Genomic DNA, 23,355 nt, shown 5'->3' on the forward strand with positions numbered 1-23,355 from the left:
CAGTTGCCCCGTACGGGCCGCTGTCAACGCAGGGTGACCGGGAGTTCGTACAGGTCGTTCTGCGTGACGATCGGCTTGTTGCGCAGCTCGCCCGCCGGGACGGCCAGTGCCAGGTCCGGGAAGCGGGCGTACAGCGCGGGCAGGGCGACCGACGCCTCCAGGCGGGACAGCGCGGCACCCGGGCAGACGTGCGGGCCGTGGCCGAAGGAGATGTGGCGGTTGGGGGAGCGGGTGACGTCGAACTCGGTCGCCGTCCCGCCCCACTGCCCCTCGTCGTGCGCGATGGCCGCGAAGGAGATCATGATGCCCTCGCCCTTGGGCAGCACCCGGTCGCCCACCTCGATGTCCTCCGTGGCGAACCGGATCAGGATGTGCGAGGTCGGCGCCGACCAGCGCAGCGTCTCCTCGATCACCCCGTCCCAGCTCACCTCGCCGGCCAGCACCGCGCGCCGCTGCTCCGGGTGGCTCTGGAGCGCCACGACGGCGTTCACGATGAGGCTGATCGTCGTCTCGTGGCCGGCCGCGATGATCAGTTTCAGGGTGTTGAGGATCTCCGCGTCGGTGAGGTGGTCGCCGTCCTCGGAGGCCACCAGCAGCGCCCCGGTCAGGTCGTCGGCCGGGGACTCCTTCTTCTCGTCCAGGATGCGCGAGAACAGCGTGTGGATGTCCGCCATCATCTGCGGCACCTCGGAGCGGGGCGTCATGTTGGAGAAGAACTTGTCGAAGAGTTCCTTCATCCGGGGCAGGTCGGCGGAGTCGATGCCCATCAGCTCGCTGATCACGTTCATCGGCAGCGGGTAGGCGAACTCGGCCTTCAGGTCGACCGTTTCGCCCGCCGCGCGCTGCTCCAGGCGGTCCAGCAGCTCGTTCGTACGCGCCTCGATGCCGGCGCGCAGCCGCTCCACCCGCCGCACGGTGAGCGCCTGCGCGACCAGGCCGCGCAGTCTGCGGTGCTCGGCGCCGTCGGCGGTGAGCATGGTGCGGCCCGGGTTGACCAGGCCGATCAGCGGCCAGTCGAGCGGGATCTCGCCGCGCTGCCAGGCGCCCCACACGTTGATGTCCTTGACCAGGCGGCTGTCGGTGAGCAGCGCCTTCGCCTCGGCGTAGTGGGTGACGCTGTAGACGGGCACGCCGCCCGGCAGTTCGACGCGGGCGAGCGGGCCCGCCGCGTACAGCCGTGCGCTCTCGCCCGCGAGGTCGGTGACGAACGGGTCGAGGAGGATGCGGTCGGGATCGCTGCCGGTTCCGGTGCCGGTCGGTTCTGTGGTGGGCGCGGTCATCTGGGGTCTCCAAGGGCGGGGGTGGGCGTGAAGCTCACGGGCAGGTCCGTCAGGCCCCGCAGCCAGGGGGAGGGGCGCCGGGTCAGCTGTTCGGCGGGGACGGCGAGGTCGACGTCGGGCAGCCGGTCGAGGATGACCTCGATGGCCGTACGGGCGATGACCTCGGCGATCTCCTGCGCCGGGAAGGGGCACCGGTGTTCGCCGTGGCTGAAGGAGAGGAAGGCGTTGTTGCCACCGGTGAGCGTGGACCCGTCGGTACGGACCTGGGGGTCGGCGTTGGCTCCGGCCAGGCTGAGGACGAGCAGGTCGCCGGCCTTGATGTGGCGGCCGCCGAGGTGCGCGTCGCGGGCCGCCCAGCGCCCGGCGATGTTCTGCGAGGGGGTGTCCTCCCACAGCACCTCGTTCATGGCCTCGCCGACGCTGTGCCGGCCGCCGGAGAGCGAAGCGGCGAAGCGGTCGTCGGTGAGCATGAGGCGCAGTGAGTTGCCGATCCAGTCGGCGGTCGGCTGGTGCCCGGCGGCCATCATGACCATCAGGTCCCGGGCGACGTCCTCGTCCGTGAAGCCGCCGGTGTTGGCGAGCATCCGGGTCGCCACGTCGTCGCCGGGCTCGGCCCGCCGCTCGGCCAGCAGCTGGTACATCGACGTGGCGATGTGCTTCTGGCCGGTCAGCGCGTCGGGCCCGCCGTTGATCATGTCGTTCATCGCGGTGACGAGGGCGGGGCCCTTGTCGTCGGAGAAGCCGTAGAGCTTCGCCAGCACCCGTACGGGCAGCAGCATCGCGTATTCGGCGATGAGGTCGGTCGAACCGGCCGAGCAGAACGCGTCGATCAGTTCGTCGGCGAACTCCTCGGTGTTCTTCTTGAGTTCGAACGGGTTCGCCGCCTCCAGGGCCTCGCCGATCATCGCGGCGCGGCGGCTGTGGCGTTCGCCGACCGTGTAGAGGATCGAGGGCTGGTTCCGGCTGATCATCGGCATCAGCGGCCAGTCCTCGGGGATGGCGTCCCACTGGTTCCACAGCTGCGAGTCGCGGCTGAAGAGGACCGGGTCCCCGGTGACCTGGTGCAGTTCGCGGTAGCCGAGGACGAGCCAGGCGGGGATGTCACCGGGCAGCACGATCGGGGCGACCGGGCCGTGTTCGCGCCGGATCTCCCGGTACAGCTGGGCGGGTTCGGCCTGGAACCGGGGGCCGGACAGCGGTACGGCACCCGCCGCCGCGTGGGGGCACTGGGTCACGGGGTGGGCTCCGAGGTCAGGGCGACGGCCAGGGCCGGGTCGTCGTCGGGCGCGGCGGGCCCGGCGGCGTCCCCGGCGCGGGCGGCGGACAGCCGGTGCAGGTGCTCGACCAGGGTGATCAGCACGTACTTGCTGGAGGACCGGTCGCGCGCGTCGCACTCCACGAGCGGCACCTCCGGGGAGAGGTCGAGCGCCTCCCGGATCTGCTGCTCGGTGTGGAGCGGACCGCCGAAGTCGTTGCAGGCGACGATGAACGGCGTGCCGTGGTGCTCCAGCCGGTCGATGGCGTACCAGGAGTCGGCCAGGCGCCGGGTGTCGACGAGGACGACGGCGCCCAGGGTGCCGGAGAACAGCCGGTCCCACAGGAACCAGAAGCGCTCCTGGCCGGGCGCGCCGAACAGGTAGAGCACCGAGCGTTCGTCCAGGCTGATCCGGCCGAAGTCGAAGGCGACCGTGGTGGACGTCTTGGACCCCACGCCGTCGAGGTGGTCGACCGCCTCGCCGGCGCGGGTCATCGTCTCCTCCGTGTTGAGCGGACGGATCTCGCTCACGGATCGGACCATGGTGGTCTTGCCGACCCCGAAGCCGCCGACCACGACTATCTTCAGTCCGTTGTCGGCCGTCGCCTGCAGGGCGGCACGGTCAGAGGTTGCGGAGTCCAACGAGCACCTGTTCCAGGATGTCGGGGGCGGGAAGCCGGTCCGATACGCGTGCGGTACGCGGGTGGCGGGCGCTGATCCGGCCGGTGTCGAGCAGGTCGCACAGCAGGATGCGCACGATGCTGACGGGCAGGTCCAGGGTCGCGGAGATCTCGACCACGGCGGTGGGCCGTTCGCACATCCGCAGGATCGCGGCGTGCTCCGACTGCATGCCGGGGGTCGGCTCGCACTCGGCGACGACCAGGGTGACCAGGTCGAAGGCGGCGGAGTCGGACCGGGTGCGGCCACCGGTGAGGGTGTAGAGCCGGTCCGGGCCGTCGTCCCTGCCCGGTCGGGGGCGGGGCGTCATACGGCCGTGCCCGGGGCGGAGGCGGGTTCGCGCGGCGGGGCCACCAGGTGCTCGCCGAGCTGCTCGACGAGCTCGCTCATGTTGTGGCCGACGAGGCCCACGTCGGCGCTCTCGGCGGCGACGACCGCGAGATGGGCGCCCGCGCCCGCCTCCACGATGAACAGGATGCCGCCGTAGAACTCGGCCATGGCCGACCGTACGCCGCCGTTTCCGCTGCCGAACTCCACGGAGGCGCCGTGCGACAGGCTCTGGATGCCGGCGGAGATCGCGGCCAGCTGGTCCGCCTGGTCGACGGAGAGCTCGGGGGTGCGGCACAGCTTGAGGCCGTCCCTGGACAGCACGAGGGCGTGACGGGTGCCGGGGGTCCGCTCCAGGAGCCCCTCCAGCAGCCAGCTGAGCTTCTCGTCGGTGGTCGCGGTCATCGGGTGTTGCCTTCCGGGTCTGGGGAGTTGGGCCGTACGGCCTTGCGGAAGCTGCTGAAGCGGGCCGCCTGGGCCCGGGGGTCCGACGTGGGCCGGGGCGCGGAGCCGTCCGTACCGGTCTCCGTGTTCTCTGCGCCGGAGGCCGACCGTGCGCGGGCCTCGGCCGCGGCCAGGGTGCGCCCGCGCGAACGCTTGGGCAGGCCGCTCTCCCCGAACTTGGGGAGGTTGCCGGTGGTGTCCGAGGCCGAGTCGGAGCGCATGGGCTCGTCGGCGGGCGGTGCGGCGGGCGAGGGGGCGGCGGGGGCGGAGGCGCTGTGCCGGTCGCCGGGGTCGGCCGGGTCGGCCCCGGAGGTGTGGACGGGCTCGGGCTCGGCGGAGGCGGCGGCCGGGCCTGCCTCGGGGGCCGTGCGGGCCGGGGTGCGGGTGATGATCTCCTGCGGGAGCATCATCAGGGCGCCCGTCCCGCCGCGTGCCGAGGGCCGGAACGAGACCGTCAGCCCGTGCTTGCGGGCCAGCCGGCCGACGACGGCCAGGCCGAGGCGGGTGCCGGTCAGGGCGGTGAGGTCGGTGTCGTCGGCGGACACCGCGCGCTCGGCCCGGCGCAGCTGCACGTCGCTCATGACCAGGCCGCTGTCCTCGACGGTCACCACGATCCCGGCCGGGACCTCCTCCACGTACACGTGGACCTCGGCGGTGGGCGGCGAGAAGTTCGCCGCGTTGTCGAGGAGTTCGGCCAGGGCGTGCATGACGCCCTCGGCGGCGTGGCCGGCGACGGCGACGTCGCTGGTGGAGTGGAGCCGGACGCGCTGGTAGCCGCTGATCCGGCCCATGGCGCCGCGCAGGACGGACTCCATGACGATGGGCTTGGCCCAGCGCCGTCCGGAGCGGGCCCCGGTCAGTACGGCGATGGAGTCGGCGAGGCGGCCGGCCTGGGCGGTGCGGTGGTCCAGGTGCAGCAGGTCGGTCAGGACGTCCTCGGAGGTGTGCCGGTGCTCCATCTCGCGCAGGTCGGCGAGCATGCTCGTGGACAGGGCCTGCATGCGGCCGGCCGCGTTGGCGCAGGAGGAGAGGGCCGCGGAGCGCTCGGTCCTGCTGCGCGCGGCGGCCGCCTTGAGCTTGGCGTTCTCGGCGGTGAGGCGGGCGGTGACGGCCTCGGCCTCGGCGGTGACCTTGGCCTTCTCGGTGGCGGCGGCGGCCTTGACGCGGGCGTTCTCGGCGGTGAACCGCTGGGCCTCGGCGGCGGAGGTCGAGACCATGCGGGAGACCTCGGCGGTGAACCGCTCGCTCTCGGCGGCGTGCGCCGCCCGCAGCCGGCGGATCGTGGCGCGGGCGTGGACGGCGGTGGCGACGGCGGCGGCGAGCAGCACGGCGGCGGCGCAGGCGCCCCAGGCCACCGCGGCCCTGGCCGATTCGGGAGCGGCGACGATCGCCCACGCGCACAGCGGTCCGGTGAGGGCCGCCGTGACCAGAAGGGCCAGTGCGGTCGGCCGGGTTGAGGGGCTCAAAGCGGAGTCCTTGGGGGCGGACGGTGACGGACGGGGCGGTTCGGGCGGGTCGGTGGCGCTCGGGGCGAAACGTGACAACTGGAACAGGTGATTCCCAGATAAGTCTCGGTCACTATATGAGAATTGACGATCTGTTTGGGAAGAACTTGTGGTGCTCTCTGTTCTGTTTGTGTTTGCATGCCTGCCGCTTTTCGACTGTTTGACGTCATGCCGGTGACTTCGGGGTGCCCGCACGGGCGCTGCGCGGCGGCATGGCGTACCCGCGCGGCATCCTGGTCGGATGGCATCCGGTAACGCACCGCACGGCAGCAGCACCACCACCACCACCACCACCGCCCCCGCCGCGCTGGTCCGCGACCTGCGGGCGGCCGTACGCGGCGAGGTCGCGTTCGACGCCACCGCGCGGGCGCTGACGACGATGGACGCGTCCAACTACCGGCGGGTGCCGCTCGGAGTCGTGGCCCCGCGCGACGCCGCCGACACCGCCGCCGCGCTCGCCGTCTGCCGCGCGCACGGGGTGCCCGTCGTGCCGCGCGGCGGCGGCACGTCCATCGCCGGCCAGGCCACCGGCACCGGCGTCGTTCTCGACCTCACCCGACACCTGCGGTCCGTCGTCGAGCTGGACCCCGTATCCCGTACCGCCGTCGTCCAGCCGGGCGTCGTCCTGGACGACCTGCGGGCCGCCGCCGCCCCGCACGGCCTGACCTTCGGCCCGGACCCCTCCACGCACAGCCGCTGCACCCTCGGCGGCATGATCGGCAACAACTCCTGCGGCTCCCACTCGGTCGCCTGGGGCACCACCGCCGACAACGTCCACGCCCTGACCGTCGCCCGCTACGGCGGCGACACCCTGCGCCTGGAGCGCGGCGCGCCCGGCCCGCCCGGCGTCCGCGAGCTGGTCGCGGACCACCTCGCCCTCCTGCGCACCGGCTTCCCCGACCTCCCGCGCCGCATCTCCGGCTACGCACTGGACGCGCTGCTCCCGGAGAACGGCCCCGACCCCGCCCGCGCGTTCTGCGGCAGCGAGGGCACGCTCGGCGTCGTCACGGAGGCGACCCTGCGGCTGGTCGAGGCGCCCGCCGCCCGCGCGCTCGCCGTCCTCGGCTACGCCGACGAGTCCGCCGCCGCCGATGCGGCCCCCGGCCTCCTCCCGTACCGCCCGCTGACCGTGGAGGGCATGGCCGCCGACCTCGTACGCGAACCGGCCGGGCTGCCGCGCGGGGGCGCCTGGCTGTTCGCCGAGGCCGGCGGCGCGACCCCGGCCGAGGCGCGGGCGCACGCGGAACGCCTCGTACGGGCCGCGTCCGCCGACGCCGTGGACACCGCCGTCGTCACCGACCCGGCCGGGCAGCGGGCCCTGTGGCGCATCCGGGAGGACGCGTCCGGCACGGCGACCCGGATGCCGGACGGCAGCGAGGCCTGGCCCGGCTGGGAGGACTGCGCGGTGCCGCCCGCCCGGCTCGGCGGCTACCTCCGCGACTTCCGGGCCCTGCTCGCCGGACACGGCCTGCGCGGCACCCCGTACGGGCACTTCGGCGACGGCTGCATCCACGTCCGGATCGACTTCGACCTGCTGAGCCCCGAGGGCGTGGCCCGCTTCCGCCGCTTCTCCGAGGACCTTGCCTCACTCGTCGTCGCGCACGGCGGCTCGCTCTCCGGCGAACACGGCGACGGCCAGGCCCGCGCCGAACTGCTCCCGAAGATGTACGGGGACGAACTCGTCGCCCTCTTCGCCCGGTTCAAGGATCTCTGGGACCCCGACGGCGGCATGAACCCGGGCATCCTCGCCCGCCCGGCCCGCCTGGACGACAACCTCCGCTTCGACGTCCTGCCCCGCCGGCCCGTAGACGTGGCCTTCGGCTACCCGCACGACGGCGGCGACTTCTCGGCGGCCGTCCGCCGCTGCGTCGGCGTCGCCAAGTGCCGTACGGAGAAGACGGCGGGCCCGTCCGTGATGTGCCCCTCCTTCCGGGCGACCGGCGAGGAGGCCCACTCCACGCGCGGCCGGGCCCGGCTGCTGCACGAGATGCTGGCCGGGGACGCGGGCGGTGTGATCACCGACGGCTGGCGCTCCACGGAGGTACGGGACGCGCTCGACCTGTGCCTGTCCTGCAAGGGCTGCCGCAGCGACTGCCCGGTGGGCGTGGACATGGCCACGTACAAGGCGGAGTTCCTGCACCACCACTACCGCCGCCGGCTGCGCCCGGCCTCCCACTACGCGATGGGCCGCCTGCCGCTGTGGCTCCGCCTCGCCGCGCCCTTCGCGGGCCCGCTCAACGCCCTCGCCCGCATCCGCCCGCTCGCGGCCCTCGCCAAGCGGCTGGCCGGCATCGCCCCGGAACGGGGGATTCCGGTGCTGGCGCGGGAGACGTTCACGCGGTGGCTGCTGCGGCACCGGGGCGAGGGCGCGCGGGTCTTCGGGGGCGGAGGCCGGCGACGCCGGGGCGGGGGTGTGCGGGTCTTCTTCGGTGGCCGAGGCCGCCGGGGCGAGGGTGTGCGGGCTCTCCCCGGCGAGGGCGTGCGGCCCCTTCCCGGTGAGGGCGCGCGGCCTCTCCCCGGCGAGGGTGTGCGGCCCCTTCCCGGCGAGGGCGCGCGGCCCCTCCCCGGCGACCAGGTGGCCCTCCTCTGGCCCGACACCTTCACCGAGCACCTCGCGCCCGAGGTGGGCCGGGCGGCGGTCCGGGTCCTGGAGGCGGCGGGCCGCACCGCCCTGCTGCCCGGGAAGGGGCTCTGCTGCGGCCTCACCTACGTCTCGACCGGCCAGCTCGACAAGGCCCGTGCGGTGATGCGCCGCACCCTGGACCGGCTGGGCGACGGCTTCGACCACCCCGTGGTCGTCCTCGAACCGAGCTGCGCCGCGACCCTGCGCACCGATCTGCCCGAACTTCTCCCGGACGACCCGCGCGCCGCCCGCCTCGCCGCCTCCGTCCACACCCTGGCCCAGTACCTGGAGGCGTACGCCCCCGACTGGACGCCCCCGCGCCTGGACGCGCCGGTCACCGGCCAGACGCACTGCCACCAGCACGCGGTCCTGGGCGACGAGGCGGACCGCCGCCTGCGCGAGCGGGCGGGCCTGAGCGGCGACCTCAAGGGCGGCTGCTGCGGCCTGGCCGGCAACTTCGGCTTCGAGCGGGGCCACTGGGAGGTCTCGGTGGCGTGCGCCGAGGACCAGCTGCTCCCGGCGGTCCGTGACGCGGCCCCCGGCACGCAGATCCTGGCCGACGGCTTCTCCTGCCGCACCCAGCTGGCCCAGCTGGGCGGGGTGCGCGGCCGGCACCTGGCGGAGGTGCTGGCGGAGGGGCTCACGGACTGACCCGGACGGCCCCGGCCACGCCCGGGGCCGGAAGGGGCTACTCCGCAGAATGCGCGGGGATATTCGCGAACATGTCAAAACCGGTGGGGTGGGCGTGCGTCATCGCCTTTGTGATCTGGAGCCTGGTCGCCGTGCAGTGGATGGACAAGGGGTGCGACGCCGTGGAGGCGTACACCGCAGTCTTCGAGTACGGGGTGCCGGAGGGTCTTGAGTTCCTGCCGGCCTGCAACTCGTAGAGCGCCATGGACATTCGATGCCGCCGGGGCCGACCCCGGCGGCATTTCATTTCGTAAGCCCGGCGCGAGTCCTTACCGTGGACGGACGGGCCGCATCCGATGAGTGCAGTACCGTGTATCGGGTAGTGCATCCTGCTGCACTCGTGATGTTCATGGAACCAAGAAGGACAGGCCCCGGGTGAACGACCAGAGCACCGCCGCAGAGCCGGCCGCAGCCGCCGTAGCCGTGCCGGAGGCGGTCGCGGCCCCCGGGCTCGGCGACCCGGACCGGGCCGGCGGGCGGCGGGCCGCGCTCGCCCCGGTCGCGCTCGTGGTCGCGGGCGGTCTCTCCGTCCAGTTCGGCGCCGCCATCGCCGTCCTGCTGATGCCCCGGACCGGCGCGCTGGGCGTCGTCACGCTGCGGCTGGCCGCCGCCGCGCTCGTCCTGCTCCTCGTCTGCCGGCCCCGGCTGCGCGGCCACTCGCGCGCCGACTGGGGCACGGTGCTGGCCTTCGGCGTCGCGATGGGCGGCATGAACACGCTGTTCTACCAGGCCGCCGACCGCATTCCGCTCGGCGCCGCCGTCACCCTGGAGGTCCTGGGCCCGCTCGCCCTGTCGGTGATCGCCTCGCGCCGCCTGGTCAACGTCGTCTGGGCGGCCCTCGCCCTGGCCGGGGTCGTTCTGCTCAGCGGCGGGGGCTTCGACCGGCTCGACCCGGTGGGCGCCGCCTTCGCCCTCGGGGCGGGGGTGATGTGGGCGGCGTACATCGTCTTCAGCGCCCGCACCGGCCGCCGCTTCCCGCAGGCTGACGGCCTCGCCCTGGCCATGGTGGTGGCGGCCGTCCTCTCGCTGCCGCTCGGCATCATGGACGCGGGCTCCAAGCTCCTCGTCCCGACGACGCTGGGCCTCGGCGCCGCCGTCGCGCTGCTGAGCTCGGTCCTCCCGTACACCCTCGAACTCATCGCCCTGCGCCGCCTGCCCGCGCCCACCTTCGCCATCCTGATGAGCCTGGAACCCGCCATCGCGGCCATGGCCGGCTTCCTCGTCCTCGACCAGGCCCTCTCCACGACGGACGCCCTCGCCATCGCCCTGGTCATCGGCGCGAGCATGGGCGCGGTGCGCGGGCAGGTGCGGGGCGCCGGAAAGCGGTGACGGGGGCGGGAGGCCTGCCGCGAGCTTCGGCGTGCCGCGGGTGCCGGCGGACCGGTGCCGACGTCGTGGCGGCGCGGGCTGCGGGCCTCAGGCGACCGGTGCGGCCCCGGCGTCGTAGGTGGCGCGGGCCGCGGTGATGTCCGCCCGGTGGCGCTCCGCCCAGCCGACCAGCCCGGCGAGGCTGGCGTGCAGCTCGTGGGCCATGGGTGTGAGCGTGTACTCCACCTTGGGCGGCACGGTCGGGTAGACGGTCCGGACGAGCAGGCCGTCGCGCTCCAGCTTGCGCAGGTTCAGGGTGAGCATGCGCCGGCTGATGCCCATGATCGTGCGCTCCAACTCGGTGAACCTGACCGGGCCGTGCGCGGCCGCGACGAGAATCCCGATGCTCCACTTGCCCGCGACGTGGTCGATGACCTCGGTGAGCGGGCACGCCTCGTTGCTGACCTGGTCGGACACATCGGTGTGACTGCGTGACATGAAAGTGCCTCCTTCCGCCCTGCCTGATGGTTACAGAGGATGACGCCTGTAACAAGTCGTGCACCTTTGGAGGGAACCCCTCATGCGGAGAAGCAACGCACCAGCACAGACGTCACGTTGGGCCGCGCTGGCCGTGCTCTGCGCCGGTCAGCTGATGGTCATCCTCGACGGCACCGTCGTGAACGTGGCACTGCCCTCCATCCAGCGGGACCTCGGCTTCTCCCCGTCGGGCCTGGCCTGGGTGGTCAACATCTACCTCGTCCCCTTCGGCGGCCTGCTGCTGCTCTCCGGACGGCTCGGCGACCTCGTCGGGCGCAAGCGCGTCTTCGTCGCCGGCCTCGCCCTCTTCACAGTGGCGTCCTTCCTGTGCGGCGTCGCCCAGGACCCGGCGGTGCTCCTCGCCTCCCGGTTCGTCCAGGGCGTCGGCGGCGCGGTCACATCGGCCGGCACGCTCGGCATGGTCGTCACCCTGTTCCCGGAGCCGAAGGAGCGGGCCAAAGCCATCGGCGTCTACAGCTTCGTCCAGTCCGCGGGCGGCTCGCTGGGCCTCCTCGCGGGCGGGGTCCTGACCCAGGCCATCAGCTGGCACTGGATCTTCTTCGTCAACGTCCCGATCGGCATCGCCGCCGCGCTGGCCGCCGTCCGCGTGCTCGCCCCCGAGCGCGGGGCCGGACTCGGCCGGGGGACCGACGCCGTGGGCGCGCTCCTCGTCACCTCCGCGCTGATGCTCGGCGTCTACACGATCGTCGGGACCGCCGGGCACGGCTGGACCTCACCCCACACACTGGGCCTCGGCGCCGCCGCTCTCGCCCTGCTCGCGGCCTTCGTCGTACGCCAGGCGAGGGCGGCCCACCCGCTGCTGCCACTGCGCGTGTTCCGCTCGCGCGACGTCACGGGCGCGATGGGTATCCAGGCTCTCATGGTCGCGGGGATGTTCAGCTTCCAGTTCCTGTGCGTGCTCTACCTCCAGAAGGTGCTCGGCTTCGACGAGACCCACACCGGCCTCGGCCTCTTCCCGGTCTCCCTCGCGATCGGCGCCCTGTCCCTCGGCCTCGCGCCCGGGCTGATCGCCCGCTTCGGCCCCCGCACGGTGCTCCTGCCGGGGCTCGCGCTCATTACGGCGGGCCTCGCCGCGCTCAGCCGGGTGCCGGCGGACGGGAGTTACGCCGTGGACGTGCTGCCCGCGCTGCTGCCGCTGGGCATCGGCTTCGGCCTCGGGATGCCGTCGCTGGCCACGCTCGCGATGTCGGGGGCCACGCCCCAGGACTCGGGCATCGCGTCGGGCATGTTCAACACCATGCAGCAGATCGGCAGCGCCTTCGGCCTCGCGGCCCTCAGCACGCTCGCCGCCTCCCACACGCACACCCTGCTGGGTGACGGAGCGAGCACCGCCGAGGCCCTCACCTCCGGCTACCGGCTCGCCTTCCGCATCGGCGCCGGCCTTGTTGCCCTCGCCCTCGTCCTGGCCGCGACCCTGCTGCGCGGGGCCGCGTCCCCCCGGCCGGTCAGCGCCCGGCCGGCTCCCGCCACGGCGGACGAGCCGCAGCCTCGGCAACCGGCTCGATGAGCCCCCACCCCTCGGCGATCAGGCTCTGCTCGATCCGCCGGATGTCCATCACCGCGATCTCCGGGCCGCCCGCGAGTCGTCGCCGCCGCGAGTGGACGAAGTCGCGACCGAGCTGTACTGCCCGGCGGACGCCGAAAGCGCCGTGTACTTCGCGGATCAGTCACCGGAGCCGGGCCCCCGCTCCTAAGGTGATCACAAGATCCGATCGAGAGGACCCCATGACGGAACGTGACGACCTGCTCGCGCTCGTGACAGACCAGCGCGCCAACTTCCTCTTCACCGTCGCCGAGATCGACGACGAACAGGCACGCGCCCGTAGGACGGTGAGCGAGCTGACGCTCGGCGGCCTCGTCAAGCACCTCGGCTCCATGCAGCGCATGTGGCTGTCCGTCGTCGACGGCACGGCGCCGGTCAAGGTCGAGTGGAGCGACCTCGACCCGGACGGCAACCGGATGACCGATTCCGATACGTTGCCGGAACTGTTGGACGCCTTCCACGCGGCGTCCGCCGCGTTCGACGGCGCGGTACGCGACGAGGCCGACCTCGACCGCGAGATCACGCTCCCCACGTACCCCTGGTCGCCCCCGGACCCGGTCGTCTGGAGCGTCCGCCGCATCCTGTGGCACATCTTCCGCGAGATCGCCCACCACAGCGGCCACGCCGACATCATCCGCGAGGCGCTGGACGGCGCGAACACGACGGCGAAGATGGCCGAGGCGGCGTCGAAGGGGCAGTAGCCCGCGGGCGGCCCGGCCCGGCACCATGGGAGCCATGGACGCACCGAGCACAGAGTGGATCACCGTCGCCGCCTACGAGAACCTGCCGGGCCGCCCGAGCCCGTCGGCGGCCGTCCGCGCTTGACTGCGTGACCGGGGTATCGACTGGATGCCGTTCGACCCGGAGGAGATCCGGTTGAACCCAGGGGCTGTCCCGTAATCCCTGGTGGGCGCACGACGACAGCTACGGCGCCTCGCCGCGTTGTCGGAACGCCCGAATACATCCAGTATGCGGACGCCCCTCCGCCTTGCGATGCACCGCATCTGACGCCGCGCGCTGATCCACCAGGGATTACGGGACAGCCCTTAGGGCTTGCCGGGAATTAACCTGTGGGTTTTGCGACCTGGGCTCGCAGGTTGGCGTGCTGCTGGCCCACGTGTTGTTCTCCGGCAAGCCCTTAGCCTGCGGGATCGGCCCGGACGGCCACTGGCACGGCTGGTTCGACATCCGCGTGTACGCCGACGAGTTGCGGCGGCTCGGACTCCATCCCGACCAGCCCACATCCCGGGTCACCGGCCCGTCCCCGCCCGGTTGGTGGCACGCCGCCGCGGAGCGCGGCGCTCGCTAGGCCCGTGGCCCGTAGACCGGAGGCAACCGGCCTGTGGGACCCGGGCTGCCCGCCGGGCGGCCGGGACACGCTGTACACCTCGCCGCCGCCGCCGTCCGCTCGGGGCGGGACGCCGTCCCGGGTATCCCCGTCGGGAGACCACCGGCGCCTGGGGCCACGGTGGCCCTCCGGGGTCCGCGCCGCGCAGGTCTGGGCCCTGGATACCTGATAACGCCTCCGTCAACTGACACGGGGACGGCGCCTCCCAGGGCGCCGCCGCCCTACTGGATGGGGGATCGGCCTCGACGACACGACGACACCCTTCATCTCCCCTACGGCAGCCCCGCACGGGCAACGCCGCTGGGCGCGGGGCACGTAGCCGCCGGCGAAGAAGGCGGCCGCCCGGATGTGGGGATCGGTGGCCGCGAGGCGGATGCCGACGGCGGTCCAGCCCGAGTAGCCGACGGAGCCGCCGATGCCGGGCAGTTCGAGGAGGGCGTCCAGGGTGGTCCACCATTCCGGGACCGTCTTCGCGACCAGCGGGCCGACGAAGGCCTCGAAGAGCTCGTCGGCCGGTTCGCCCGCCCGCATCGCCCGGCGGAATTCGGCGCGGGCCGCGTCGTCGTCGGCGGCGGAACGCGGCCGGTCCCCGTGTCCGGGGGCGTCGATCGCGGCCACCGCGTAACCGTGGGATGCGGCCTGCCGGGCCCTGCCCACCAGCCGGGATTCCCGCCGGTGCAGGCCGCCGTTGTGGGCCATCAGGATCAGCGGGGCCGGTTCGGCGGACGCGGGCGTCCACAGGGTGCCGGGGATCTCGCCGAGGGTGAATTCGCGTACGAGGACGCCGTTGTCGAGGCGTTGCTCGGAGGTGAAACGCATGGTCGTGCCTTTCGGGGAAAGCGCGTGGAACGGCGCTCCCGGACGACGACCTATCGCCCGACCGTGACCCCTGAGGGGAGCACCCATGTCGATACAACGTTCACGGGTACCACCTCCTCGGTCTGTCGCACGGCCTCCGGAAGGCCAACAGGGGCGGGCGGCCCCGGGCACGGCAATAAAAATCATGCAAGCATGCTTGATTGTTTTCCGTTCCGCTGGCAGGCTCCCGGGCACACCGCCACGCCCCGAGGGGAGCGCACCGTGTCCGATGCCTCAGCCGTGCTCGACGATCTGCGCAGCGAGAGCCGGGAGCTCGATCTGCTCGTCGCCGGGGCGAGCGCGAGACAGTGGGCGGGGGCGACCCCCGCCGAGGGGTGGAGCGTCGCCCACCAGATCGCCCACCTGAGCTGGACCGACGACGTCGCGCTGATCTCCGTCACCGACCCCGGGAGGTTCGGCGACGAGGTGGCGAAGGCGATGAAGGACCCCGAGGGCTTCGTCGACGTGGCCGCCGGGGAGATCGTCGCCGCGTACGCCCCGGACGCACTGCTCACCCGCTGGCGGGAGGGGCGCGAGCGGTTGCAGGAGGCCCTGCGGGCGGCGCCCGCCGGGGCGAAGTTCCCCTGGTACGGGCCGCCGATGAGCGTCGCGTCCGTCGCGACCGGGCGGCTCATGGAGACCTGGGCGCACGGCCAGGATGTCGCCGACGCCCTCGGGGCCACCCGCACCCCCACCGCCCGGCTGCGGCACGTCGCGCGCATCGGGGTCCGGGCCCGCGACTACGCCTTCCTCGTCCGGGGGATGCAGCCGCCCGGCGAGGGGTTCCGGGTGGAACTGACCGCGCCGGACGGCGAGTTGATCGCGTACGGGCCCGAGGGCGCCGCCCAGCGCGTCACCGGGCCGCTGCACGACTTCTGCCTGCTCGTCACCCAGCGCGCCCACCGCGACGACCTCGCCGTCCGGGCGGAGGGGGCCGACGCCGACACCTGGCTCTCCGTCGCCCAGGCCTTCGCCGGCCCCGCCGGTCCGGGCCGCCCCCCGAAGGCCCACCGATGACCCCGCCCCCGGCGCCCGAGTCCCCGGCGCCTGAGTCCCCGGCGCCTGAGTCCCCGGCGCCTGAGTCCCCGGCGCCCGGGTCCCCGTCCCCGGCGCCAGCGCCCCCGTCCCCGTCGCCCGCGCCCCTCCGTATAGGCAACGCCTCCGGGTTCTACGGCGACCGCTTCGACGCGGTGCGCGAGATGCTGACCGGCGGCCCCCTGGACGTCCTGACCGGTGACTACCTCGCCGAGCTGACCATGCTCATCCTCGGCCGCAGCCGCCTCAAGGACCCCGCGCGCGGCTACGCCACCACGTTCCTGCGGCAGTTGGAGGAGGGGCTCGGGCTCGCCCACGAGCGGGGCGTGCGGATCGTCGCCAACGCGGGCGGGCTCAACCCGGCCGGGCTGGCCGACGCGGTGCGCGAGCTGGCCGCGAAGGTCGGCGTGCCCGTGCGCGTCGCCCATGTCGAGGGCGACAGCCTGCCCGTACCGGACGGGTTCCTCACCGCCAACGCCTACCTCGGCGGCGCGGGCATCGCCGCCTGTCTGCGGGCCGGGGCCGATGTCGTCGTCACCGGCCGGGTCACCGACGCCGCCCTCGTCACCGGGCCCGCCGCCGCCCACTTCGGCTGGGGCCCGGAGGACCACGACGCGCTCGCCGGGGCCGTCGTCGCCGGGCACGTCCTGGAGTGCGGGACACAGGCCACGGGCGGCAACTACTCCTTCTTCCGCGCCCACGACATCCGCCGCCCCGGCTTCCCCGTCGCCGAGATCCACGCCGACGGCACCTCCGTCATCACCAAGCACGACGGCACGGGCGGCGTGGTCGACCTCGGCACCGTCACTGCCCAACTCCTGTACGAGACCGGGGGAGCCAGGTACGCGGGCCCCGACGTCACCGCCCGGCTCGACACCGTACGGCTGTCGTCCGACGGGCCGGACCGGGTCAGGATCTCCGGCGTGCGCGGCGAGGCGCCCCCGCCCACCCTCAAGGCAGGGCTCACCCGGCTCGGCGGCTGGCGCAACGAGGTCGTCTTCGTGCTTACCGGGCTCGACATCGAGGCCAAGGCGCTGCTCGTGCGGGACCAGTTCGCGGACGCCTTCGCGCGCGCCGGACGGCAGCCCGACGAGGTGCGCTGGGAGCTGGCCCGTACGGACAGGCCCGACGCCGACACCGAGGAGACCGCGAGCGCCCTGCTCCGGCTCGTCGTCCGGGACCGGGAGCCGGACCCCGTCGGGCGCGCGCTGTCCGGCGCGGCGATCGAACTCGCCCTCGGCAGCTACCCCGGCTTCCATGTCACCGCCCCACCCGGCAAGGGCGCGCCCTACGGCGTGTTCGAGGCCGGGTACGTACCGGCGGGGGAGGTCGAGCACGTCGCCGTACTGCCGGACGGGACGCGCCGGACCGTCGCGCACCCCGTACGCACGCGGCCCCTGGCGGACGTCGAACAGCCGCCGCTGCCCGCACCGTTGGAGCCGGGGCCGACCCGCCGCGCGCCCCTCGGCCGGGTCGCCGGGGCCCGCAGCGGGGACAAGGGCGGGGACGCCAACGTCGGCGTGTGGGCCCGGGACGACGAGGCGTGGCGCTGGCTGGCCCACGAACTGACCGTCGAGCGACTGCGCGCTCTCCTCCCGGAGACCGCCGGGCTCACCGTCGTACGCCACGTCCTGCCGAACCTGCGCGCCCTGAACTTCACCGTCCACGGGCTGCTCGGCGAAGGAGTCGCCGCCCAGCACCGCTTCGACCCGCAGGCCAAGGCCGTGGGGGAGTGGCTGCGCACACGCCACCTGGACATACCCGTGACCCTGCTGGAGCCGGAGGACCACGTATGACCGTCCTGCCCACCGGGCTCGACACCGCGAGCCCCGAATACGCGGCCAACCGGGCCGCCATGCTCGACAAGCTCGCCGAACTGGACGCCGCGCACGCCAAGGCGCTGGAGGGCGGCGGCGAGAAGTACGTCGAGCGGCACCGTTCGCGGGGCAAGCTGCTGGCCCGCGAACGCATCGAACTGCTGGTCGACCGGGATACCCCGTTCCTGGAGCTGTCGCCGCTGGCCGCCTGGGGCAGCGAGTACGCGGTGGGCGCCTCGCTCGTCACCGGAATCGGGGTGGTGGAGGGCGTGGAGTGCCTGATCACCGCCAACGACCCGACCGTGCGCGGCGGCGCGTCCAACCCGTGGACGCTGAAGAAGGCGCTGCGCGCCAACGAGATCGCCTTCGCCAACCGGCTCCCCGTCATCAGCCTGGTCGAGTCGGGCGGCGCCGATCTGCCGTCCCAGAAGGAGATCTTCATTCCCGGCGGCGCGCTCTTCCGCGACCTCACCCGGCTCTCCGCCGCCGGCATCCCGACCGTGGCCGTGGTCTTCGGCAACTCCACCGCCGGCGGGGCGTACGTGCCCGGCATGTCCGACCACACCGTCATGATCGAGGAGCGGTCCAAGGTCTTCCTCGGCGGCCCGCCCCTGGTGAAGATGGCGACCGGTGAGGAGAGCGACGACGAATCGCTCGGCGGCGCCGCGATGCACGCCCGTACCTCCGGGCTCGCCGACCACTTCGCCGTGGACGAGCAGGACGCCCTGCGCCAGGCCCGCCGCATCGTAGCCCGCCTCAACTGGCGCAAGGCGCACAGCGATCCGGACCCCGCCGAACCGCCGAAGTACGACGAGGACGAGCTGATCGGCATCGTCCCAGGGGACCTCAAGGTGCCGTTCGACCCGCGCGAGGTCATCGCCCGGCTGGTCGACGGCTCGGACTTCGACGCGTTCAAACCGCTGTACGGGACGAGCCTGGTCACCGGCTGGGCGCGGCTGCACGGCTACCCGGTCGGCATCCTCGCCAACGCGCAGGGCGTGCTGTTCAGCGAGGAGTCGCAGAAGGCCGCCCAGTTCATCCAGCTCGCCAACCAGCGCGACATCCCGCTCCTCTTCCTGCACAACACCACCGGCTACATGGTCGGCAAGGAGTACGAGCAGGGCGGCATCATCAAGCACGGCGCGATGATGATCAACGCGGTGTCCAACTCGAAGGTCCCGCACCTGTCGGTCCTCATGGGCGCCTCCTACGGCGCCGGGCACTACGGCATGTGCGGCCGCGCCTACGACCCGCGCTTCCTCTTCGCCTGGCCCGGCAGCAAGTCCGCCGTCATGGGGCCGCAGCAACTGGCCGGGGTGCTCTCCATCGTCGCCCGCGCCTCGGCCGCCGCGAAGGGGCGTCCGTACGACGACGAGGCCGACGCCGGACTGCGCGCCATGGTCGAGCAGCAGATCGAGTCCGAGTCCCTGCCGATGTTCCTGTCCGGGCGGCTGTACGACGACGGGGTCATCGACCCGCGCGACACCAGGACCGTCCTCGGGATGTGCCTGTCCGCCATCCACACCGCACCGGTCGAGGGCGCCCGCGGCGGCTTCGGCGTCTTCCGGATGTGAGGAGTGAAGTGATCACCAGCCTGCTCGTCGCCAACCGGGGCGAGATCGCCTGCCGGATCTTCCGCACCTGCCGGGCGCTCGGCATCGCCACCGTCGCCGTGTACTCGGACGCCGACGCCGGCGCCCTGCACGTCCGGGAGGCCGACACCGCCGTACGGCTGCCGGGCGCGGCCCCCGCCGACACGTATCTGCGCGGCGACCTCGTCGTGGCCGCCGCGCTCGCCGCGGGGGCGGACGCCGTGCACCCCGGGTACGGCTTCCTCTCCGAGAACGCGGGCTTCGCCGCCGCCGTGCGGGACGCCGGGCTCGTGTGGGTCGGGCCGCCGGTCAGGGCCATCGAGCTGATGGCGTCCAAGACCCGCGCCAAGGAGCTGATGGCCGCCGCCGGGGTGCCGCTCCTCGCCCCCGTGGACCCGGCCGCCGCGACCGCCGACGACCTGCCGCTGCTGCTGAAGGCGGCGGCGGGCGGCGGCGGGCGCGGGATGCGGATCATACGCGAACTGGGCGACTTGACGGGGGAGTTGACGGCCGCGACGGCCGAGGCGCTGTCCGCGTTCGGGGACGGGGAGGTCTTCGCCGAGCCGTACGTGGAGCGCGGCCGGCACGTCGAGGTCCAGGTCATGGCCGACGAACACGATGGCGTCTGGGCGCTCGGCACCCGGGACTGCTCGCTCCAGCGCCGCCACCAGAAGGTCATCGAGGAGGCCCCCGCGCCCGGCCTGTCCGAGAAGCTGCGGGAAGGGCTGCACGAGGCCGCCGTGGCCGCCGCCCGTGCGGTCGGCTACCGGGGTGCCGGCACCGTCGAATTCCTGGTCGCCGCCGACGGACGCCCCTACTTCCTGGAGATGAACACCCGCCTTCAGGTCGAACACCCCGTCACCGAGGCGGTGTTCGGCCTCGATCTCGTCGCCCTCCAGCTCCGGATCGCGGAGGGCGAGCCGCTGCCCTCCGCCGCGCCCCCGGAGCCGAGCGGGCACGCGGTCGAGGCCCGGCTCTACGCGGAGGACCCGGCGCGAGACTGGCAGCCGCAGACCGGAGCACTGCTCTCGTTCGACGTGCCGGACGAGCCGGGTCTGCGACTGGACACCGGCTACACGGGCGGCGACACGATCGGCATCCACTACGACCCGATGCTCGCCAAGGTCATCGCCCACGCCCCCTCCCGCGACAAGGCCGTACGGCTCCTCGCCCGCGCCCTGGAGCGCGCCCGCATCCACGGCCCGGTCACCAACCGGGAACTGCTCGTCCACTCCCTGCGCCACCCGGACTTCCTGGCGGCCCGCCTGGACACCGGCTTCTACGAACGCCACCTGGAGGTGCTGACGGCTACGGGGGACGAGGCGGCGGTCCGGCCGGCCGCCGTGGCCGCCGCGCTGGCGGCGGCGGCCCGTGGTGCGGCTGCGGGCGGCGTCGCCCGCTTCGGCGCCTGGCGAAACCTGCCGTCGCAGCCCCAGCTCAAGAGCTACCGCAGCGAACCGGACGGCGCGGAGTACGAGATCACGTACCACCGGGGTCGCGACGGTGTGGGGGTCCCGAACGACGGCGTCCACGTCGTGGCCGCCGCCCCCGACCGCGTCACGCTGGAGATCAACGGCGTGACGAGGACCTTCCACGTGGCCGTCCGGGACGGCAGGGCGTACGTCGACACCGCCTCCGGCGCGTACACCTTCACCGTCCCGCCCCGCTTCACCGACCCCGCCGGCCGCACCGAACCCGGCTCCCTGCTCGCCCCCATGCCCGGCACCGTCGTCCGCCTCGCCGATGGCCTGGCGGCCGGGGCAACCGTCACGGCCGGGCAGCCGCTGATCTGGCTGGAGGCGATGAAGATGGAGCACCGCGTCCTCGCCCCCGCCTCCGGCACCCTCACCGCCCTGCACGCCGCGCCCGGCCTCCAGGTGGAGGTCGGCGCCCTGCTCGCCGTAGTCACGGAGTCCGCAGACACTGCTGAGGAGCACGCATGAGCACGAGCACCGTCCTCGAAACCGAAGAGCACCAGGCCCTGCGCGCCGCCGTCGCCGCCCTTGGAAAGCGGTACGGGCGGGAGTACATGACCTCCCTCGTCAGCGAGGGCGCCCACCCGCGCGAGCTGTGGGCGGAGGCGGCGAAGGCCGGCTTCCTCGGCGTGAACCTCCCGGAGGAGTACGGCGGCGGAGGCGGCGGAATGGCGGAACTCTCGATCGTCCTGGAGGAGTTGGGGGCCTCCGGCTCCCCCCTCCTCATGATGATCGTCTCGCCCGCGATCTGCGGCACGGTGATAGCCCGCTTCGGCACCGAGGAACAGAAGCGGCAGTGGCTGCCGGGCCTGGCCGACGGCAGCCTCACGATGGCCTTCGGCATCACCGAGCCGGACGCCGGGTCCAACTCGCACCGCATCACCACCACCGCCCGCCGCGATGGCGGGGACTGGCTGCTCACCGGCCGCAAGGTCTTCGTCTCCGGTGTCGACATCGCGGACGCCACGCTCATCGTCGGCCGCACCGAGGACGCCAGGACCGGCAAGCTGAAGGCCTGCCTGTTCATCGTCCCCCGCGAGACACCCGGCTTCCAGCGGTCGCAGATCGACATGGAGATCCAGGCCCCGGAGAAGCAGTTCGAACTCGTCCTGGACGACGTGCGGTTGCCGGCCGAGGCGCTGGTGGGAGGGGGCCCCTCCCGTTCGAGCGGAGCCGAGAACGGGGGAGAGGACGCGGGCCTGCTCCAGCTCTTCGCGGGCCTCAACCCGGAACGCATCATGACCGCCGCCTTCGCCATCGGCATGGGCCGTTACGCGCTGGGCCGGGCCGTCGAGTACGCGAAGACCCGCCAGGTGTGGAAGGAGCCGATCGGCGCCCACCAGGCCGTCGCCCACCCGCTGGCCCAGGCCCACATCGAACTCGAACTCGCCCGCCTGATGATGCAGAAGGCCGCCCGGCTCTACGACGCGGGCGACGACTTCGGCGCGGGCGAGGCGGCGAACATGGCGAAGTACGCGGCCGGTGAGGCGTGCGTGAAGGCGGTGGACCAGGCCGTGCACACCCTCGGCGGCAACGGCCTCACCCGCGAGTACGGCCTCGCGTCCCTGATCACGGGCGCCCGGGTGGCCAGGATCGCACCGGTCAGCAGGGAAATGATCCTGAACTACGTGTCCCACCAGACGCTGGGGCTGCCGAAGTCGTACTGAGCCGCGCCACAGCCGTACGTACCGAGAGGCCGCCGTCACGCGGGCGGTGGCCTCCGCTCCCGGCAGGGCGCCGACTCCGCAGGGGCTTCGTCTCACAACGGGCGGCGGCCCCTCTGTCCGCCGCCGAGGCCGAGGACCAACCCCGTCACGGTGATCCGCCGCGACGGCGAGGCGCTGGTCCTGATGTCCCAGCGCGAGGCAGAGGGCGTCGTCCGCCTGCTGGACTTCGCCGTGTTCCGATGCTTACTCCGCGAGCAGCTTCGTGGCGTGCCGGGTCTCAAGACGTGCGGCCTCGTCGTCGCGGAAAGACGCCACCTCGCGGCAGCGCTGGCTCATCACGAACTCGCCCAGGCTCATGCACAGGTCCATGCGCTGGATGCACACCCCAACCATGAACGGGCCGTTCGCAGCCCGGTACAGCCGGACGCCGTAATAGCCCTCCTGGCAGTCCCGGTCGTTGTTGAACCGGCACCCGGTGCATGTCTCGGGTAGACGTACGGGGCGGATGCTCTTGGCGTAAAGCGTGCGTCCGTCCGGCAGGCGGTAGCGCACGCGTTGATCGGATGCGCCGGCCGTGACGATACGGCGTACGGGGACGGCGCCCAGGTGGTCGACGACGGCCTGCATGGCATCGAGGGACGCGCCACCGGCCTCCAGGGACACAAGCATGCGGACGACGACGGAGTGACCATGCCGTTCGATGATGCGGAGAACGCGATCGACGTGGCTGTGGTCTGGGACCACGATGTTCGCGGACACCTTGACCCCGTGCGCCACGGCGGTCTCGATCGTGGCGTCGAGTGCCGCCAGTTTGCGTTCGGCCAGCTTCGGGGATGCGAGGCGGGGCCCCTGCACGGCGGCGAGTTCTTCGGGAGTGGTCCCGAAAACAGACAGGTTGATGCGGTCGAGACCGGCCGCGGCTGCGGCCGGCAGCACTTCGGCGCCGGCCTCCCCGTTCGAGGTGATGCCTACGGTGAGGCCCATGCGACGGGCGATCGAGACGAGGCCGGGCAGGTCCGGGTGGAGCGTGGGCTCACCACCGGTGAAGTGAACTTCGCTGGTCGGCAGGGCACCGCGTACGGCGGCGAGCGCCAGGGCGAATTCGGCATCGGCCGCGATCCGGGCCGGGAGGAAGCCCGCACTGTTGGTGCGCAGGTACACGGACACGCGGCCGGAGCGGCCGGGTGAGCCGGTGAACTCCTCGGGCGCGCGATTCGCGTTGTCCGTAGCCACGGGCGTGCCTTCGTTGTGGCAGAAGGAGCAGGCGAGGCCACACGCGTCGATGATTTTGACGCGTAACGTCCGGTCCGGCCGCACTTCGACCGGCAGGTTCGACAGGTCGTGCATGGGTG

General features: G+C 73.1%; 20 protein-coding genes. 11 read left to right on the forward strand and 9 right to left on the reverse strand.

Features of this window, described 5'->3' with window-relative positions; translation table 11 throughout:
- Positions 1–23: 23 nt before the first annotated feature.
- Genes E6P78_RS00675 through E6P78_RS00700 form a run of 6 tightly spaced genes read right to left on the reverse strand, consistent with a single transcriptional unit; the run spans position 24 to position 5,450 of the window.
- Entirely contained in the window at positions 24–1,280 is a 1,257-nt protein-coding gene (locus E6P78_RS00675) for a cytochrome P450 (RefSeq protein WP_136201529.1), read from the reverse strand.
- A complete protein-coding gene (locus E6P78_RS00680; protein ID WP_136201530.1) occupies positions 1,277–2,515 on the reverse strand; it encodes a cytochrome P450 in 1,239 nt (412 codons plus the stop codon). Before E6P78_RS00680 ends, E6P78_RS00675 begins: the two co-directional genes overlap by 4 nt.
- Positions 2,512–3,177 (reverse strand): ATP/GTP-binding protein, encoded by a 666-nt coding sequence (locus tag E6P78_RS00685; RefSeq protein WP_136201531.1) that lies wholly within the window; start codon positions 3,175–3,177, stop codon positions 2,512–2,514. Before E6P78_RS00685 ends, E6P78_RS00680 begins: the two co-directional genes overlap by 4 nt.
- Positions 3,158–3,523 (reverse strand): DUF742 domain-containing protein, encoded by a 366-nt coding sequence (locus E6P78_RS00690; protein WP_136201532.1) that lies wholly within the window; start codon positions 3,521–3,523, stop codon positions 3,158–3,160. Before E6P78_RS00690 ends, E6P78_RS00685 begins: the two co-directional genes overlap by 20 nt.
- Positions 3,520–3,945 (reverse strand): roadblock/LC7 domain-containing protein, encoded by a 426-nt coding sequence (locus tag E6P78_RS00695; RefSeq protein WP_136201533.1) that lies wholly within the window; start codon positions 3,943–3,945, stop codon positions 3,520–3,522. Before E6P78_RS00695 ends, E6P78_RS00690 begins: the two co-directional genes overlap by 4 nt.
- Entirely contained in the window at positions 3,942–5,450 is a 1,509-nt protein-coding gene (locus tag E6P78_RS00700) for an ATP-binding protein (protein ID WP_136201534.1), read from the reverse strand. Before E6P78_RS00700 ends, E6P78_RS00695 begins: the two co-directional genes overlap by 4 nt.
- A gap of 280 nt (positions 5,451–5,730) precedes the next feature.
- Between E6P78_RS00700 and E6P78_RS00705 the strand changes: the two genes are divergently transcribed.
- The 3 genes from E6P78_RS00705 to E6P78_RS00710 all read left to right on the forward strand — a co-directional run bounded on the left by E6P78_RS00705 (position 5,731) and on the right by E6P78_RS00710 (position 10,131).
- Positions 5,731–8,763, forward strand: a complete 3,033-nt coding sequence (locus E6P78_RS00705; protein ID WP_136201535.1) for an FAD-binding and (Fe-S)-binding domain-containing protein — start codon at positions 5,731–5,733, stop codon at positions 8,761–8,763.
- A 71-nt stretch (positions 8,764–8,834) separates the two neighbouring features.
- Positions 8,835–8,999, forward strand: coding sequence for a hypothetical protein (locus E6P78_RS32595; protein WP_168712527.1), 165 nt, complete (start codon positions 8,835–8,837; stop codon positions 8,997–8,999).
- Positions 9,000–9,177: 178 nt separating this feature from the next.
- Complete coding sequence (locus tag E6P78_RS00710) at positions 9,178–10,131, forward strand: EamA family transporter (protein ID WP_136201536.1); 954 nt, start codon at positions 9,178–9,180, stop codon at positions 10,129–10,131.
- An 87-nt stretch (positions 10,132–10,218) separates the two neighbouring features.
- On the opposite strand, the gene E6P78_RS00715 is transcribed toward E6P78_RS00710, so the two are convergent.
- A complete protein-coding gene (locus E6P78_RS00715; RefSeq protein WP_206307683.1) occupies positions 10,219–10,608 on the reverse strand; it encodes a helix-turn-helix domain-containing protein in 390 nt (129 codons plus the stop codon).
- Between the two features lie 154 nt (positions 10,609–10,762).
- On the opposite strand from E6P78_RS00715, the gene E6P78_RS00720 reads away from it, so the two are divergent.
- The 3 genes from E6P78_RS00720 to E6P78_RS00730 all read left to right on the forward strand — a co-directional run bounded on the left by E6P78_RS00720 (position 10,763) and on the right by E6P78_RS00730 (position 13,520).
- Positions 10,763–12,175, forward strand: a complete 1,413-nt coding sequence (locus E6P78_RS00720) for an MFS transporter (protein ID WP_240799005.1) — start codon at positions 10,763–10,765, stop codon at positions 12,173–12,175.
- Positions 12,176–12,393: 218 nt separating this feature from the next.
- On the forward strand, positions 12,394–12,912 hold the full coding sequence (locus tag E6P78_RS00725; RefSeq protein WP_136201538.1) for a DinB family protein: 519 nt from the start codon (positions 12,394–12,396) through the stop codon (positions 12,910–12,912).
- Positions 12,913–13,316: 404 nt separating this feature from the next.
- Positions 13,317–13,520 carry a hypothetical protein gene (locus E6P78_RS00730; RefSeq protein WP_136201755.1) on the forward strand — a complete coding sequence of 68 codons (204 nt, stop codon included), beginning with the start codon at positions 13,317–13,319 and terminating at the stop codon, positions 13,518–13,520.
- A 219-nt stretch (positions 13,521–13,739) separates the two neighbouring features.
- Here the strand turns inward: E6P78_RS00730 and E6P78_RS00735 are convergent, their stop codons facing one another.
- The gene (locus tag E6P78_RS00735) at positions 13,740–14,378 is read right to left on the reverse strand and encodes an alpha/beta hydrolase (RefSeq protein WP_240798988.1); all 639 of its coding nucleotides are present in this window, start codon (positions 14,376–14,378) and stop codon (positions 13,740–13,742) included.
- A 261-nt stretch (positions 14,379–14,639) separates the two neighbouring features.
- Here E6P78_RS00735 and E6P78_RS00740 point away from each other — a divergent pair, with 261 nt between their 5' ends.
- From E6P78_RS00740 to E6P78_RS00765, 5 genes are read left to right on the forward strand one after another with little or no spacing between them, the layout of a single operon-like run.
- Complete coding sequence (locus tag E6P78_RS00740) at positions 14,640–15,434, forward strand: TIGR03084 family metal-binding protein (RefSeq protein WP_136201539.1); 795 nt, start codon at positions 14,640–14,642, stop codon at positions 15,432–15,434.
- Entirely contained in the window at positions 15,431–17,248 is a 1,818-nt protein-coding gene (locus tag E6P78_RS00750) for an acyclic terpene utilization AtuA family protein (RefSeq protein ID WP_276607201.1), read from the forward strand. The genes E6P78_RS00740 and E6P78_RS00750 overlap by 4 nt, the downstream gene beginning before the upstream one ends.
- A complete protein-coding gene (locus tag E6P78_RS00755; RefSeq protein WP_136201540.1) occupies positions 17,245–18,843 on the forward strand; it encodes a carboxyl transferase domain-containing protein in 1,599 nt (532 codons plus the stop codon). The genes E6P78_RS00750 and E6P78_RS00755 overlap by 4 nt, the downstream gene beginning before the upstream one ends.
- Before the next feature lie 8 nt (positions 18,844–18,851).
- On the forward strand, positions 18,852–20,804 hold the full coding sequence (locus tag E6P78_RS00760) for a biotin carboxylase N-terminal domain-containing protein (RefSeq protein WP_136201541.1): 1,953 nt from the start codon (positions 18,852–18,854) through the stop codon (positions 20,802–20,804).
- A complete protein-coding gene (locus E6P78_RS00765; protein WP_136201542.1) occupies positions 20,801–22,003 on the forward strand; it encodes an acyl-CoA dehydrogenase family protein in 1,203 nt (400 codons plus the stop codon). The genes E6P78_RS00760 and E6P78_RS00765 overlap by 4 nt, the downstream gene beginning before the upstream one ends.
- Before the next feature lie 243 nt (positions 22,004–22,246).
- On the opposite strand, the gene E6P78_RS00775 is transcribed toward E6P78_RS00765, so the two are convergent.
- Positions 22,247–23,350, reverse strand: coding sequence for a radical SAM protein (locus E6P78_RS00775; RefSeq protein WP_136201543.1), 1,104 nt, complete (start codon positions 23,348–23,350; stop codon positions 22,247–22,249).
- Positions 23,351–23,355 lie beyond the last annotated feature (5 nt).

The organism is Streptomyces sp. A0958, from assembly GCF_004795035.1.
Taxonomy (GTDB): Bacteria; Actinomycetota; Actinomycetes; order Streptomycetales; family Streptomycetaceae; genus Streptomyces.